Source organism: Belliella filtrata (genome assembly GCF_022549775.1).
GTDB lineage: Bacteria > Bacteroidota > Bacteroidia > Cytophagales > Cyclobacteriaceae > Belliella > Belliella filtrata.
The window spans coordinates 296,603-312,096 of sequence record NZ_JAKZGP010000001.1; the positions used below are offsets into that span (position 1 = coordinate 296,603).

The window sequence follows — 15,494 nt, forward strand, 5'->3', positions numbered from 1 at the left end:
ATGACAGTAAGTACCTACTCTATAAAAGACCTTGAGCAGCTTTCTGGTATCAAGGCTCACACGCTTAGAATATGGGAGCAGCGCTATAGTCTATTGTCTCCAAAGCGTACCGATACCAATATTAGATATTACGATGATAATGATCTAAAGCTTATCTTAAACGTAGCTTTGCTCAATGAAAATGGATATAAAATAAGTAAGATTGCGAGTATGAGCCCTGATGAGGTCAGGGAAGAAGTTGTGAAGCTTACTGAAAGGACATTAACTCATGATGATCAAATTCATGCTTTGACAATTTCTATGATTGAACTTGATGAAGAGAGATTTGACAAAGTGATATCTACAAATATTTTGAAGATTGGTTTTGAACAGACCATGCTGAGCATCATTTATCCTTTTCTATCCAAAATTGGAGTACTTTGGCAGACTGGCTCTATCAACCCGGCACAAGAACATTTTATTAGTAACTTAGTAAGACAAAAGCTTATAGTAGCCATAGATGGTCAGGTGACCAAAAGTGGAGGAAAAAAATTCCTTTTGTATCTTCCAGAAGGAGAGTTACATGAAATTTCACTTCTTTTTGCTGCGTATATTATAAAGTTGAAAGGTCATAAAGTAATTTACCTTGGACAGAGCACTCCAAGATCCGACCTTCACATGGTTTATGATGTACATCAGCCTGATTTTTTGGTTACGATAATTACTACAGCTCCAAGTGCTGATCAGGTAGAAGAGTATATAAAGGATATTTCCAGTAAATTTTCCAGTACTCAGCTGATTATTTCTGGTATTCAGGTTCTTGGGCATGATTTTCGCTTTCCAGAAAATGTTCGCGTATTGAACTACATCAGGGATATTAAAGCTTACATCGAAGAAATTGAAAGCTTTGCCCATTCCAATAATTAATTTAAAGTTTTTGAAAAAATAATTAAACAGTAAAAATAGTACTTTTTTTATACAAACACATGTATATACATTTAAATGTGTGTTTTTGGTTAATAATTCAAGATTTTGAAAACCAATCTTCAGTTTTGTTTAATAAAAAATAAAAAAAATTACACAAAGTGTTTTGTATTTTGTTTAATCATATATATATTTGATTCAACAAAAAAAATAACACCCATGACAACTCTAGAATTCAGTTACTCGCTTAACAAGCTCTCCAGCTCATTGAAGCCATTTGCTTTGAAATTAACAAGAGATATGGATGATGCTAACGATTTGATGCAAGACACCATGGTGAAAGCATTTACCAATAAGGACAAATTTGCAGAAGGTACCAATTTGAAAGCTTGGTTGTATACGATTATGAAAAACACCTTCATTACCAATTATCAGAGAATGGTGAGAAGAGGTACTTTTGTGGATACTACGGATAACCTGCACTACTTGAATTCTGGAGATGTGTTGGTGGAAAATGGAGCTTACGGCGACTTTACAATGGATGATATACAATACGCTATCACCAAATTAGAGGATGTTTACAAAGTTCCATTTATGATGCATTTCAGAGGTTTTAAATACCATGAAATAGCGGATAAATTAGAGATTCCAATCGGAACAGTAAAAAATCGAATTCACATTGCAAGAAAGCTATTAAAAGACGACCTTCACATCTATAGACACAAAAACTAATTAAGATGTCCAAAAAGAAAGTGGTAGTCATAGGATCTGGATTTGCAGGTCTCTCTGTTGCTACACACCTTGCTGATCAAGGTTTTGAGGTAAGTTTATTAGAAAAAAATACTACCCCCGGTGGAAGAGCTAGAAAGTTCGAAGTCGAGGGTTTTGTTTTTGATATGGGGCCTTCATGGTATTGGATGCCCGATGTATTTGAGGATTACTTTGCTCATTTTGGCAAGAAGACCTCTGATTATTATAATTTGATTAGACTGGATCCTTCATATACTGTGATCTATGGTGAGCATGATTTTGTGGATATCCCGGCAAATTTGGATGAATTTAGGGCGCTTTTGGAGTCAATTGAGCCAGGTGTAGGTCCTAGATTTGATGAGTTTCTGAAGCAAGCGGCATACAAATATGAAGTAGGTATCAAAGACCTAGTAAATAGACCAAGTAGATCACTACTAGAATTTGCTAGCCTAAGTTTATTGAAGGACATATTCCGAATGGATGTCTTCCAGTCTATGTCTAAGCATGTCAGAAAGTACTTTTCTGAAGACAAAATTATCAGACTTATGGAATTTCCAGTTTTGTTTTTGGGCGAAACTGCGGAGAATATTCCAGCCTTATACTCTTTGATGAATTATGCAGACATAGCATTGGGTACTTGGTATCCAGATGGAGGGATGCACAAGATTATCGAAGGTATGGTTAGCTTGGCAAAAGAAAAAGGCGTGAAGTTTCACTTCGATGCTGAAGTAGTCAGTATGAAAATGGAGGAAGGTCACGTACTTGGAGTTACGACTAAAGATGGAAGATTCTTCGGTTCTGATGTAGTAGTGGCAGGAGCAGACTACCAACATATAGACCAGCATGTACTAGACCCGAAATACAGATCTTATGATCAAGAATACTGGAACACCAGGGTGATGGCTCCAGGAAGTTTATTATTCTATTTGGGTGTTGATAAAAAGCTGCCTAATTTGAATCACCATAACTTGTTTTTCGATGAGCCACTAGGTCCTCATGCCGATGCTATCTATACAAATCCTAGATGGCCCGAAAAACCACTTTTTTATGCATCTGTTCCTTCCAAAACAGATGCTTCTGTAGCTCCTGATGGATGTGAGAACCTTTTCTTATTGGTTCCTTTGGCTCCAGACTTGGAAGATTCAGAAGAAATGCGTGAAAAGTATTATCACATTATCCTGGATAGACTAGAACGACTAACAGGAGAAGAGATCAGAAGTCATGTAATTTACAAAAGATCCTATGCGCACAAAGATTTCAAGCAAGATTATCATGCTTTCAAAGGTAATGCTTATGGCTTAGCAAATACGCTATATCAGACAGCTATCCTTAAACCATCACTTAAAAGCAAAAAGATAGATAATTTATATTATACGGGACAGCTTACTGTACCAGGGCCTGGTGTTCCTCCTTCACTTATTTCAGGTCGTGTGGTTGCAAAAGAAGTGATAAAAGAGAACAAATTGTAAATAAAATGGTATATTACCTATGATGAACGGAAAAGAGCTTTTTGATTTGACTACATTAGAGTGTAGCAAGTTGATCACACAGAGGTATAGTACCAGCTTTACCCTAGGGATCAAAACCTTAGACAATAAGTATCATATGCCTATCTATGCGATATATGGATTTGTAAGGTATGCAGATGAGATTGTAGATACTTTTCATGATCAAGACAAAAAGACACTTTTGGATGAGTTCAAAAAAGACACCTATAAAGCCATTCAGCAAAAAATAAGTCTCAACCCTGTCCTTCATGCGTTTCAACTCGTGGTAAATCAATATCAGATTGAATTGGAATTAATTGAAGCATTTTTGAGAAGTATGGAAATGGATTTGGATTTTAAGGCTTACAATGACTCAAAATACCATGAATACATCTATGGTTCAGCTGAGGTGGTAGGCTTGATGTGCCTGAGGGTTTTTTGTGAAGGCAATGATGAACAGTATCAGCTTTTGGAGGATCCTGCATGCAAGCTTGGCTCTGCATTTCAAAAAGTAAATTTCCTTCGAGATATCAAAAGTGACTATGAGGAGAGAGGAAGAGTTTACTTTCCAGGAGTAAATTATTTGGGATTTGACAAAACGGCAAAGCAGCTGATCGAAAAAGATATTCAAAGAGACTTTGATGATGCATTGATTGGGATCAATCAGTTGCCCACAGGAGCCAAGACGGGTGTCAAAGTTGCTTATCTCTACTATTTGAAACTCTTTGAAAAAATCAAATCACTTCCCCCAGAAACTATTACTAGCACCAGAATAAGAATACCCAATGCCAGAAAAATTTCACTTCTTTTTAGTACCTATTGTGGGATTAAGTTAGGTTGGACTTGATTTTAGCATTATTGAAAAGTATCAAAAGTTTAGTACAAAACAAACTGCATACAGTAAAGTTATAATCATATGATGAACCTTCAAGTACATATAGACCAGCACTCTGGCTTTTGTTTCGGGGTAGTGTATGCCATAGAAATGGCAGAAGAGATTCTCGATGAGCAAGGCTACCTGTATTGCTTGGGCGATATCGTACACAATGATGAGGAAGTCAACAGACTATCTAAGAAGGGATTGAAAATTATCAATCATGAGGAGTTGGTTAGTTTGTATGATGAAAAAATCCTTATCAGAGCCCATGGTGAACCTCCTTCTACCTATGAGTTAGCTATCAAAAACAATTTGACCTTGATAGATGCAAGTTGTCCAGTAGTCCTTAAGTTGCAGAATAGAATCAAGAATTCTTTTGACAAGGATGAGTCCATATTCATTTACGGTAAGCATGGTCATGCAGAGGTGGTTGGATTATTGGGTCAAACCAATAACAAAGCAGTGGTATTTCAAGACATCAATGAACTTGACTTAAACACACTTCCTAGGAATTTGACCTTATATAGCCAGACTACTAAAAGCACAGATAAATTTTATGAAATCAATCAGATTTTGAAAGACAATGGTATTACGGTGAATACCAATGACACCATTTGTAGACAAGTTTCTAACAGAGACAAAGAGTTGAGGGCATTTGCAGAAAAATTTGATAAAATTGTGTTTGTAAGTGGAACTAAGTCTTCCAATGGAAAGGTTCTTTATAATGTTTGCAAAGAGAAAAATCCAAATACATACTTTGTATCCAATGCTGATCAAGTAAGTACTTCTTGGTTTTCACCGAATGATAAAGTTGGAATCTGTGGAGCTACATCGACTCCAATGTGGCTAATGGAACAAGTTAAGTCCAAATTGGATAAATTTTAAATCAAGTTTTATCTTTAGCTGTGGCTCAATCGAAATTGATTTCAACCCAAATTGACCCAAAGGGTAGTATTATTGCAAGTTTGATAATACTACTTTGGGCTGCAATGTTGATTTTTTTGTTATCGATAACTATTAACTGGTTCAATCCGCTTACTTACTTTGCCGTATTAATTCAGATGCATTTATATACAGGGCTTTTTATCACAGCTCACGATGCCATGCATGGTCTTGTTTCAAAAAATAAAAGCGTTAATCATTCTTTTGGTTGGCTTTCCGCAATACTTTTTTCTTACAATAACTATTGGAAATTGTTCCCCAAACATCATGAGCATCACAAGTTTGTAGCTACCGACCATGATCCTGATTTTCATGAATCAGACAGGTTCTTTCCTTGGTACTTTAGCTTTATCAAGCAATATGTAAGTATTTGGCAAATCATACTTATGGCGATTACTTTCAACGTGCTCAAAATATGGATTCCAACCCCCAATTTGATCTTGTATTGGATGCTTCCAGCTGTCCTTGCTACTTTCCAGCTATTCTATTTTGGGACTTTCTTGCCACACATGGGCAAGCCTGAAAATGCACATTTCGCTACTTCCCAAAGTAAAAATCATATTTGGGCTTTTTTATCATGCTATTTCTTTGGGTATCATTTTGAGCATCACGATTCACCTTCTACTCCTTGGTGGAGACTTTGGCGAATCAAAACCTAGAACGAATTACAAGATTAAAACACATCAATTGCTCTTCTTTCAATAGACACCTACAAATTCTCATGAAGTATATATTTACTGTCATTTCTTTCTTGGTTTTGAATGCCCTAGCCTATGGTCAAGGAGCTGTAATCCAAGGAAAAGTCACTAATGCTGTCAACAATGAACCCATACCCTTTGCCAATGTGATCATCACAGGATATGATATCGGAACAGTAACTGATGAGACTGGAAAGTACAGGATTGAGAATCTTGAACCAGGCCTCTACAACGTCAGGGCTAGCTTTGTTGGATTTAAGTCTAAAACAAATTTTGAAGTTCAAGTTACAAGGGCAAGGCCTGTAGAGTTAGACTTCAGGCTACAAGAGGATGCAGCTGACCTCAACGAGGTTGTTATCAGTGCTGAGTTTTCTAGATCTGATGAAACGCCACTTTCTGTAAGACGCCTGAATGCAAATGAAATAGAACGATACCCTGGTGGTAACAGAGACATCAGCAGGGTGATTCAATCTTTGCCAGGGGTAGCCAGTACGGCGAGTTTTAGAAATGATATCATCATCAGGGGAGGTGCGCCAAATGAGAACAAGTTTTTTATTGATGAAATAGAAGTGCCTGTCATCAATCATTTTGCAACACAAGGATCATCTGGTGGGCCAGTGGGAATCTTGAATGTGAATCTGATAAAAAATGTAGAAGTGGTTACCGGAGGTTTTCCTGCCAATCGTATGAATGCCCTGAGTTCCTTTTTTGAGTTTGAGCTAAAGGAGGGTAGAAGGGATAAAATGTTTACACAGCTTACTGTAGGTGCTAGTGAATTGACACTTTCCAATGAGGGCCCCTTGAGCGAGAAAACAACCTACCTCATATCTGCTAGAAGGTCTTACCTTCAAGGTCTATTTAGACTAATCGGCCTACCATTTCTTCCAACTTTCAATGATTTCCAATTCAAAACGACCACAAAGTTCAATGATAAGACAGAACTGACTTTTATCGGTGTGGGTGCTATAGATCAGTTTGCCCTGAATTTTGACGTGCCAAATAATGAAACCGAAGATGAGCGGGAGGAAAGATTGTTTCGTCTAGATAACCTGCCGATATCTTCGCAATGGAACTATGCCACTGGTGCAAAGCTTAAGCGATTTAGAGATAATGGATTTTGGACTTTTATTTTGAGTAGAAACATGCTCAACAATCAAGCTTTTAAGTATCTCAACAATGATGAAAGCATACCCGATAATTTGATTTTTGATTATACCTCTCAAGAAAGTGAGAATAAGTTTAGGGCAGAAAACAGTATTTTTGGAAAGGGCTATAGTATTAAATATGGAGTGAACTATGAGTATGCTAGGTACTTCATCAGTAATTTTGATAGACTTACTTTATCTCAGATTGGACAAGAAATTAATGTAAACAACACAGCCTTTTTTCATAGCTATGGAGCTTTTGTATCTGGCACAAAGACTTCAAAAGATGAGAGACTACTTCTCTCAGGAGGTATAAGAATGGATGGAAGTGACTTTGGCATTGCTGCTCAAAACCCATTGAATCAAATCAGCCCGCGACTATCTATTTCCTATCAGCTAAATCCAAATTTGTTTTGGACAGCGAATGCTGGGATCTATTATCAAAAGCCACCATATACAGTCTTAGGTTATAGAGATAATTTGGGCAATTTGGTAAATCAACAGAATGATGTAAGGTTTATCAGATCTAGTCAATTGATAATGGGAATAGAGCGTGTCGTACCAGATAAAAATAGAAGATTTACCATAGAAGGATTTTATAAATATTATAACAATTACCCCTCTTCTGTTCGAAACGGCATAGCTTTGGCAAATCTTGGGGCTGATTTTGGTGTCATTGGCAATGAGCCAGTAGCTTCTGATGCAGAGGGGAGAGCATATGGCATTGAGTTCTTAGCACAGCAAAGGCTATTCAAAAATTTCTACGGTATAGCTGCGGTGACCTTGGTAAGGAGTGAGTTTACCAATCCGAATACCGATGGTTTGGTGCCTTCTTCATGGGATAATAGATTCATAGTCACGATGACAGCAGGAAAGAGATTTGATAAAAACTGGGAGATTGGTGGTCGATGGAGGTATCTTGGAGGAGCCCCATTTACTCCTTTTGATCTCAATGCCTCTACACTTAGAAGTAATTGGGACTTGCGTGGAGGTGGTATTTTGGATTTCAATAATATCAATGGTTTACGTCTGCAGTCATTTCACCAATTGGATTTGAGAATTGACAAAAAATACTTTTTCGACAAGTGGAACCTCAACTGGTACTTTGATGTCCAGAATGCTTACAACTTCAAAGCACAACAACCAGATGATTTGATTCCAAGCAGATTGGAAGATGGTACCATACGAGTGGATCCAAATGATCAAAGTCGTTATTTGATCAGGTCAGTTGCCAGCAATGCAGGTACAGTACTTCCTACTATTGGTTTGATTATAGAATTTTAATTCTTGAAAGGAAGGATTGAAACATTACCTTTGTTGCCGATGAAATATACTTTGGTAGCAATATTAATTGTTCTGAGCTTGGCTACTCAAGCTCAAGAATTTTCTGAACAAGATACGACCACTCAGCGTCGTGGATTGATAGATCCGCTGTTTGATATTGCAGACGGAGTTGTCGATTTTATTTCAGGCGAAAAGTGGTCTTTTATACCCGCAGTAGTATATTCACCGGAGACAAATCTCGGACTGGGAGCAAGAGCTATACGCATATTCAAAGCCCAAGAGGACTTGAAAGGTAATTTGAGACCTTCATCTCTTCCTATTACTTTTCTCTACACATTGAACAAGCAAGCGATTTTTACTACCGAGCTTGACCTATGGAGGAACGAAAACCGTGACTATATCAACGCCCGTATTGAGTTGACGGATTATCCTTTCAAGTTTTATGGCATAGGGAATGAGTTGCTTGCAGAAGATGAAGAGTTTTATGCTACACGGTATGCATATTTTCACCTTAACTATGAAAGGCAGTTAGTTCCTGGGCTGTATTTGGGACCTAGGTATGAGTTTAGGGTGGATGATATTTATAGAAAGGAACCAGGGGGTATCCTGGAAACAGGTCAAGTCGCTGGCTCTGAAGGGCAGCGACTCTCTGGAATCGGGCTTGTGATGAATTTTGATACTAGGGATAATATATTCCAACCCACCCGGGGATGGTTCAACAGACTCTCTTGGATGAGTTTCCAAAATGCACTAGGAAGTAACTTCACTTTTGACCAATACTATCTTGACCTTAGAAAATACCTGGAAGTCTATGAAAGACATGTGCTTGTCTTACAAAGCTATTGGAGTTTCACCACTGGAGCCCCTCCTTTTCAGCATGTGTCTCTGATCGGTGGAAGCGACTTGATGAGGGGATATTTTGAGGGAAGATATAGAGATAGACATGCAGTGGTACATCAGGCAGAGTATAGGCTCCCTGTGTATCGCAACTTAGGTTTGGTACTATTTGGTAGTGCAGGTCAAGTAGCTAAGCAAGTAGATCATTTTGGATGGAATCGTATGAAGTATGGGGCAGGCCTTGGTGTACGGTATAAGCTCAACAAAGAGGGACTTAATCTAAGGATAGACATAGCTTATGGTGACCAACGAGCCTTCTATTTTGGGCTCAATGAAGTGCTTTGAGTTATTTGATAATGTAAGATACACCTATTTTTGCCATCACATTTTTACGATCATCGCCTGGTACAAAGTAATAGTCAGGGTCATTGACCAAATACCATTTGTAGTTGAATGTATTAATGTATTGTACGCTTCCAGAGATGAATAAATTCTTGACTCTCCAGTCAGCAAATAATCCTGGCACCAAGTCCATGTACTTATTTCTCCAGTCTTTGGAGCCCTCCATTCTGAAGTAGTAAAAGTCATTGTTATAGACTATTCTTTCAAATTGAAATCCAATTCTATTGTATTTTTTCACCCAAGCCACTTCTAACCAGTTCACATTTGCGGCAGGACCATAGCCCATGCCGAGAACTTGACCTTGATGGGTATAGCCATGTCTGATATGATCATGAATGTACCATGTATCCATGTTTTGGATACTTTCTCGGATCGTTTGACCAGTTTGAGTCATCTCAGCGCTAAGCTGAATGTATTGATCTTCTTTCTTCAAGCTGAAAAGATTGCTAAAACCAAAGGTAAAGGCACGATTTCTTTCTGGAGTTACGATAAACTCTTTGAGCCTTCTAGAGTTTCCGTTTGTACCATATTCACCGTAGAATTCAAAATGTCCCTCAGCGCTCATCCATCGGAAAAAACCAGAACTAAACTGTTGTCTTTGATCTCTTTGCGGGTTTTCAATACTGCTCATTCTCTTCTCACCATTGAAAATCGGCAATAGGTCTTTGAATTGATTCATATCAGCTCTATACATATGGCTGGTAGATGCATAGCCAAGAGATAGACCTGGTATCCATTTTGGCTGATATGTTAAGATCAATCCTGATAAGTATCGGTCACCGTTTTCTCTTTTGGGAATGAACACATTATTGTTCTGAAAAATATAATCCTGATGAGGAAGGTCATAGTTGGTACTATTTAAATGTCCTGCAATAAACTGCCCTTCAAAAAAACCGAAAGAAGTTTCTATAGGCTTTCTCGTGTTGGCTGTAAAATGTAAAAAACCTGGAGCATTGTTACTAAGGAGTAGTGATGATCTTTTGGCAGGTCCCCACCACAAGTTTTCTGTTGAAAGACCAAATGAATAATCTCCAGGATTTATCCTAATGCTAGATTGGCCAGGGAGAAAATTGAAATATCTTCCTGTTCCAAATCTTTCTGGCATATCGATCCTATTTAGGTATTCGTAATAGTATAGAATGGTAGACTGATGTTCTATTGGAAAGCCGACAAAGTTTTTGTTTTGTGCGACAAGGACTTCGGGTTGAAATTGTAAGCTTAGCATGCCGTATTTCACAAATACTCCGGCACTCAACAATGTCTGTAGTCCATTATTAGGAATCATCGCACCATTATTGATCCCAAATGTCAAATCAGAATTGTACTGATTGATCATGGTAAATGGCATCAGCATAAAAGTACCCCGATCTCTTTTTCCGAATTTCATGTTGAACTCAGAGACATCCATATCTTGGAGGTCATTGTCAAGGTCTAAACCTGTATATGTATCAAAAGCTTGAACAGGGTAAAGTGGTCTTATACTGAATGAGCTGTTACTATTAACTTCTCCGAGCAGTTGCTTTCTTCTCAAATAATCTTCCATTCCCAAGGTATTAAATGGAAGCGTTTGAGCAGTAATTTCAAATGCAAAAAAAACGAGTACTAAGAAAATTTTTAAAGATATTAAATTCTTCATGTTCACATTTGAGTTATCGTATGTCTAGGACGCTTACTTCGATTTTGGCAATTGACCAGCTTTCATCACAAAGTGGTTCGAATGCATTGGTTTGTTTTAATTCATCCCCCATAGTGATTTTGAGTTCATTTTTGGAATGTGGATAAGTTTTGGTGATGGTATACCTTGTTGTGCCGTTTGGATTTCCAGCAAGTGCACACAGTCCAGGGATATTTGTTTGAGTGGCTCCTTGCTTAGGAAAATTTTGTTTGGGAAATTCATCTGGATAGGACTGTCTAAGGCAATAAGTAGACTCACACACGGTATTGGAAAAAGTAGTTCTATAGACTTCCTGATCATCTAATTTATAATACCAAAAATCAGGACCAGAGACACCATCTTCGACATTTCCGTCCCATGAATCATGAGCCAGCACTTCAATGGTTACTTTGACAGCATTGTGTGAAGGCAAATCTGGGATTTTTACCCATACTTCTTCATTGTTATAAAAGCCCATTATGGTATCATTTTGAAAAATAAAAAGCCTTGAGTTGTTGAAATTCCTCAGGTCTAACTGACCAAAGTTATTAGAATATACCATTTGCTCACTTCTCAACCTGTCTTCACATGAACTTATCATACAAATGAAAAAAAGGCCTATTAAGGAAAAAGATAGTTTTTTTAAAATTGGGGACATCGATCTCTATTAGTTTAAGCTAACTGAATTTTAAAATGTTCTCTTTGGGAAGTCTGAATACAAATAAACGAAATAAAACTGCAAATCGTCTTATTTTCCTTTAGATAAGGCTTGAAATTACATTGCAAGCCTATTAATTATGTCTAATTTAGCCCTTCAAACCTTGATAAATTATGGCTTTAATCACTTTGGTAGCTGGGGCAAGACCTAATTTTATGAAAATTGCTCCTATCATTCATCAGCTTTTGGCTAGCATGGATTCGCTTCCTAACTTGAAGTATCGTTTGGTACATACAGGTCAGCACTATGATCAAAAGATGTCTGGTGATTTTTTTGAACAACTTCATATCCCCTCGCCTCATGTCAATCTTGGTGCTGGAGGAGGCTCGCAAGCAGAACAGACAGCTGCGGTTATGTTGGCATTCGAGAAGGAACTTATTGCAAATCGACCAGCTCTTGTTATTGTAGTAGGGGATGTCACATCTACCTTGGCATGTACCATAACAGCTAAAAAGCTACTCATCGATGTCGCACATGTGGAAGGTGGTATCAGGTCTGGCGACATGACCATGCCAGAGGAGATCAATCGTATCGTGACCGATAGTATCACTGATCATTTTTTTACAACTTCCAAGTTAGCCAATGACAACTTAATTTCAAGCGGAGTACCACAAGAGAAAATTCATTTAGTGGGAAATACGATGATAGATACTTTGATTGCCAATCAGCCCAGATTTTCTAGGCCGGAGGGAGAGGTGTTTGACCGATTAGAAAAGAGAAAATACTTCGTGTTGACAATGCACAGGCCAGCAAATGTAGATCAGCAAGAAAAGCTGAAGGCAATGATTGATGCTATCATGATGGTTACAGCCAGTATGCCTGTAATATTTCCTGTCCACCCAAGAACAGCTACCAATATGAGAGAATTAGGGATTTCTTACCCAAGCTTACATATGGTAGATCCATTGGGTTACTTAGAGTTTAACTATTTGGTGGAAAATGCCTTTGCCGTTATAACTGATTCTGGAGGAATTACTGAAGAGGCTTCGGTTATGAATGTACCTTGTTTAACTTTGAGAGACAATACCGAAAGACCTGAAACAATCACCCTAGGTACAAATGAACTCGTAGGTACCAATCCTGATAATCTGAAACCATTCTTGCAGAAGTTGATGAAAGGAGAATGGAAATCTTATCAAGGTATACCGCTTTGGGATGGCAATGCTGCTCGTAGAATTGTGGACAAAGTGATAGAATTGTATATATGATTCAGAGGTATTGTTAGCCCTGCATTCTAAACATGAAGAAATCATCATCAAGTTGACTTAATGGTTTCATGCTTCAGTCTAAGGCTAGTGCTTTCAAAGCTGCTTCAGCAATGATCCCATCTTGTGCCGAAGTCACACCAGAGATACCTATGGCTCCTATGATTTGCCCATCCTTAAATATTGGCAAACCACCCTCTACGGCTGTTATAGGCATAGTATTTAAATGTACAGCACCGCCTTTGATCATGTCTTCAAATACTTTTGTAGACCTTTTGAACTCAAAGGCAGTTTTGGCTTTGAGTTGCGCTACCTCAATACTACCTATCTGAGTGCCGTCCATTTTTTTGAGTAAAACAAGATTACCTCCTTGATCCAAAATGGTGATGACGACATTCCAGTTTTCAGATGTGGCCTTCTCTTGAGCTGCATTTGCGATTTTGTTAGCAAGGTCAAGATTAAGGACTGGCTGAGTTTGAGCATTTGCAATATATGCAGTCAGTATGATTGTTAGTAAAGTGCTAAGAAGACGTTTCATTATTTTTGCTTTTATGTTCTATTTGCTAAAATCCGAATTTTCTACCCAAGCTCCCAGTTTTTTTGCTTCTAATTCTAATCGGTCGATTTGATATGAATCATTTGCACTGCTTTTATCCTCGTAATTTTTTTACCAACTAATTGATTGGTATATTGTGCCAAACTTTAAGCTAATGAGAAATCTACTTTACTTGCTCTTTCTGATATTCACTTACATAGCATGTAACCCAAAGAGTAAAAATTCTGATCTGGACAAAGAGTTTACATTTGAAGCAGTAGACTCACTGGTGATAGACATGATGGACCCAGTCAAAATCATAGATTATCATCCTCAGAAAGAGATTTATTTAGCGGTGAAGTTTCCGAGTATGGAAGGGCATTATTATATTTTGGACAAGAATGGAAGTGTTTTAGCCGAAAATGAGCTTTCTGAAGGTCCAGATGCTTTTGGTTTGGTATTGGTTCGTGGAGGGTTTGTAGGAGATGAAATCTTGTTGGTCAGTGAGGGGCAGACTTTTGTATATGACCTTAATCTAAAACAATTGAGAAAGTATCCTTTTGAGCAAGGTGTAAGAATTAGAATGGTACATTATAACAGAGATAATCTGAGTACCTTTCAATCATCAGATGGAACTGTTAAGGCACTTGTAAATCTGAACGACGCCTATTTACAACCATATCCAGAGGATTATTATGACACCTTGAATCTTGTCCACCTAATGGATATTCAGTCTGGAAGCATTACGAAAGGTGGCTCATATACTGAAAACAGTATGTTCAGATCAGGAAGATTTTTCCCTTTCATGGACAAACCCGTTTATTTTTCTGATCCTGAATCAAAGTATATCTCTATGATTGCTTTTGGAGACTCTATTTTATATCAAATAGATCCCAATGAAGACTTCAAAACCGTAGACAAAATCTTCATGGATAGGATAGGAAGTGACAAAATCATCGATTTACCCATGAGTGATGCTTCCTATGCTACAGTACGTGAGCATCGAGGTGAGAATATCAAGATGGGTGGAATGTTTGACGGGATAGTAGGACAAGGAGATGAATTCCTTGTAGCATACAAAACAGGGATCAATCCAAACTTGAAATATGAGGGTGAAGATGAAGCATTGAGACGTTTGGAAGATGAGTCCAAGAAGAGATATTATTACTATATCAAAGATGGAAAGAGAGTGGGTAAACCCATACTCTGGGAGGAGCCAGGAAGTCTATTGATCAACGTGGGCAACAATCGATACCTCCAATACGGAGATCAAGGAGATCTTCACGACTTTGAGAAAGATTATCAATGCTATTATATTTTTGAGTTAAGGGAAAAGCAATAAGTTACCTTATTGATATTTCATAGATTATGTGCAACATAAGATTTAGATAGCCCTAGGAAGTTCTCTTTATATATAGTTGCATTTGGGAAAAGAGATTTTACCTCATTCAAAGAGAGAAGCCTGATTTCATCTAAATATTGCTTGGCTACAGCATTCTCCCAGCGTTGGAACCTGCTGATTTTAGTTTTAGTCAATAAAAAGTATGTTAGTTGCTTTGGTAAAAATTGAACGAAAGGCAAAGCATAATGGGCTTCAACTGGGAAAAACTTGTTAGGAGTTTGTATAAAAAATTTCTTACCAACTCTCATACATTCATTGGCCATTTTTTGCTGGTTTTCAAAAGTGTATAAATGTTCAATCACCGAATTAGAGAAAACAAGGTCAAACGTGTCTGTTTCAAATTCTGATAGATCTGTAGCATCACCCTTGATAGCTTTTAGCCTTGGATGACTAATGTCTGTAGCTTCCAGATTCAATAAAGTAATCTCTACCTGATATTCATTTAAAAAATTTTTGTCTTTCCAAAAATATTCTGCGCCACCCACATCTAAGATTTTTATAGGTGACCCTAGGTTGAAATTTTGCTGCATTAATTTTTCAAATGCAAAAAAACGTCTACTCCTGAACTTATTCCCAATAGATTCTGGATTATTTGAAGCATCAAGTAAATTTTTAATTTTTCTTAAAATCATATTCGGTCTGTTGAAAACTAATC

14 protein-coding genes are annotated in these 15,494 nt (G+C 37.6%); 10 read left to right on the forward strand and 4 right to left on the reverse strand.

Translation table 11 applies throughout. The features are described 5' to 3' along the window. The 8 genes from MM239_RS01300 to MM239_RS01335 all read left to right on the forward strand — a co-directional run bounded on the left by MM239_RS01300 (position 1) and on the right by MM239_RS01335 (position 9,268). Positions 1 to 906 carry a MerR family transcriptional regulator gene (locus MM239_RS01300; protein WP_241345951.1) on the forward strand — a complete coding sequence of 302 codons (906 nt, stop codon included), beginning with the start codon at positions 1 to 3 and terminating at the stop codon, positions 904 to 906. 216 nt (positions 907 to 1,122) lie between these two features. Continuing rightward, the gene (locus MM239_RS01305; RefSeq protein WP_241345952.1) at positions 1,123 to 1,635 is read left to right on the forward strand and encodes an RNA polymerase sigma factor; all 513 of its coding nucleotides are present in this window, start codon (positions 1,123 to 1,125) and stop codon (positions 1,633 to 1,635) included. 5 nt (positions 1,636 to 1,640) lie between these two features. Beyond that, the gene (locus tag MM239_RS01310; protein ID WP_241345953.1) at positions 1,641 to 3,122 is read left to right on the forward strand and encodes a phytoene desaturase family protein; all 1,482 of its coding nucleotides are present in this window, start codon (positions 1,641 to 1,643) and stop codon (positions 3,120 to 3,122) included. A gap of 22 nt (positions 3,123 to 3,144) precedes the next feature. Continuing rightward, a complete protein-coding gene (locus MM239_RS01315; protein WP_241345993.1) occupies positions 3,145 to 3,987 on the forward strand; it encodes a phytoene/squalene synthase family protein in 843 nt (280 codons plus the stop codon). A 69-nt stretch (positions 3,988 to 4,056) separates the two neighbouring features. Beyond that, entirely contained in the window at positions 4,057 to 4,902 is an 846-nt protein-coding gene (locus MM239_RS01320; RefSeq protein ID WP_241345954.1) for a 4-hydroxy-3-methylbut-2-enyl diphosphate reductase, read from the forward strand. Positions 4,903 to 4,922: 20 nt separating this feature from the next. Beyond that, positions 4,923 to 5,618, forward strand: coding sequence for a fatty acid desaturase (locus tag MM239_RS01325; protein WP_241345955.1), 696 nt, complete (start codon positions 4,923 to 4,925; stop codon positions 5,616 to 5,618). Positions 5,619 to 5,680: 62 nt separating this feature from the next. Beyond that, positions 5,681 to 8,086, forward strand: a complete 2,406-nt coding sequence (locus tag MM239_RS01330; protein WP_241345956.1) for a TonB-dependent receptor — start codon at positions 5,681 to 5,683, stop codon at positions 8,084 to 8,086. A 3-nt stretch (positions 8,087 to 8,089) separates the two neighbouring features. Beyond that, complete coding sequence (locus MM239_RS01335) at positions 8,090 to 9,268, forward strand: BamA/TamA family outer membrane protein (RefSeq protein ID WP_241345957.1); 1,179 nt, start codon at positions 8,090 to 8,092, stop codon at positions 9,266 to 9,268. A gap of 1 nt (position 9,269) precedes the next feature. On the opposite strand, the gene MM239_RS01340 is transcribed toward MM239_RS01335, so the two are convergent. Together MM239_RS01340 and MM239_RS01345 are read right to left on the reverse strand one after the other, a co-directional pair. After that, positions 9,270 to 10,961 carry a capsule assembly Wzi family protein gene (locus MM239_RS01340; RefSeq protein ID WP_241345958.1) on the reverse strand — a complete coding sequence of 564 codons (1,692 nt, stop codon included), beginning with the start codon at positions 10,959 to 10,961 and terminating at the stop codon, positions 9,270 to 9,272. A gap of 13 nt (positions 10,962 to 10,974) precedes the next feature. Next, positions 10,975 to 11,580, reverse strand: a complete 606-nt coding sequence (locus tag MM239_RS01345) for a hypothetical protein (protein ID WP_241345959.1) — start codon at positions 11,578 to 11,580, stop codon at positions 10,975 to 10,977. A gap of 230 nt (positions 11,581 to 11,810) precedes the next feature. On the opposite strand from MM239_RS01345, the gene wecB reads away from it, so the two are divergent. Beyond that, positions 11,811 to 12,905: a non-hydrolyzing UDP-N-acetylglucosamine 2-epimerase gene (gene wecB, locus MM239_RS01350; RefSeq protein WP_241345960.1), complete on the forward strand. Its 1,095-nt coding sequence runs from the start codon at positions 11,811 to 11,813 to the stop codon at positions 12,903 to 12,905. Between the two features lie 73 nt (positions 12,906 to 12,978). Here wecB and MM239_RS01355 read toward each other — a convergent pair whose 3' ends face one another. Continuing rightward, the gene (locus MM239_RS01355) at positions 12,979 to 13,440 is read right to left on the reverse strand and encodes a GlcG/HbpS family heme-binding protein (RefSeq protein WP_241345961.1); all 462 of its coding nucleotides are present in this window, start codon (positions 13,438 to 13,440) and stop codon (positions 12,979 to 12,981) included. Between the two features lie 172 nt (positions 13,441 to 13,612). Here MM239_RS01355 and MM239_RS01360 point away from each other — a divergent pair, with 172 nt between their 5' ends. Beyond that, positions 13,613 to 14,779, forward strand: a complete 1,167-nt coding sequence (locus tag MM239_RS01360; protein WP_241345962.1) for a hypothetical protein — start codon at positions 13,613 to 13,615, stop codon at positions 14,777 to 14,779. Positions 14,780 to 14,796: 17 nt separating this feature from the next. Here the strand turns inward: MM239_RS01360 and MM239_RS01365 are convergent, their stop codons facing one another. After that, positions 14,797 to 15,471, reverse strand: coding sequence for a class I SAM-dependent methyltransferase (locus MM239_RS01365; RefSeq protein WP_241345963.1), 675 nt, complete (start codon positions 15,469 to 15,471; stop codon positions 14,797 to 14,799). Between the last annotated feature and the right edge of the window lie 23 nt (positions 15,472 to 15,494).

What these genes read in the sequence shown, in the direction of transcription:
- MM239_RS01300 (WP_241345951.1), top strand. Translation starts at nt 1, where the DNA reads ATGACAGTAAGTACCTACTCTATAAAAGACCTTGAGCAGCTTTCTGGT.
- MM239_RS01305 (WP_241345952.1), top strand. Translation starts at nt 1,123, where the DNA reads ATGACAACTCTAGAATTCAGTTACTCGCTTAACAAGCTCTCCAGCTCA.
- MM239_RS01310 (WP_241345953.1), top strand. Translation starts at nt 1,641, where the DNA reads ATGTCCAAAAAGAAAGTGGTAGTCATAGGATCTGGATTTGCAGGTCTC.
- MM239_RS01315 (WP_241345993.1), top strand. Translation starts at nt 3,145, where the DNA reads ATGAACGGAAAAGAGCTTTTTGATTTGACTACATTAGAGTGTAGCAAG.
- MM239_RS01320 (WP_241345954.1), top strand. Translation starts at nt 4,057, where the DNA reads ATGATGAACCTTCAAGTACATATAGACCAGCACTCTGGCTTTTGTTTC.
- MM239_RS01330 (WP_241345956.1), top strand. Translation starts at nt 5,681, where the DNA reads ATGAAGTATATATTTACTGTCATTTCTTTCTTGGTTTTGAATGCCCTA.
- MM239_RS01340 (WP_241345958.1), bottom strand. Translation starts at nt 10,961, where the DNA reads ATGAAGAATTTAATATCTTTAAAAATTTTCTTAGTACTCGTTTTTTTT.
- MM239_RS01345 (WP_241345959.1), bottom strand. Translation starts at nt 11,580, where the DNA reads ATGATAAGTTCATGTGAAGACAGGTTGAGAAGTGAGCAAATGGTATAT.
- wecB (WP_241345960.1), top strand. Translation starts at nt 11,811, where the DNA reads ATGGCTTTAATCACTTTGGTAGCTGGGGCAAGACCTAATTTTATGAAA.
- MM239_RS01355 (WP_241345961.1), bottom strand. Translation starts at nt 13,440, where the DNA reads ATGAAACGTCTTCTTAGCACTTTACTAACAATCATACTGACTGCATAT.
- MM239_RS01360 (WP_241345962.1), top strand. Translation starts at nt 13,613, where the DNA reads ATGAGAAATCTACTTTACTTGCTCTTTCTGATATTCACTTACATAGCA.
- MM239_RS01365 (WP_241345963.1), bottom strand. Translation starts at nt 15,471, where the DNA reads ATGATTTTAAGAAAAATTAAAAATTTACTTGATGCTTCAAATAATCCA.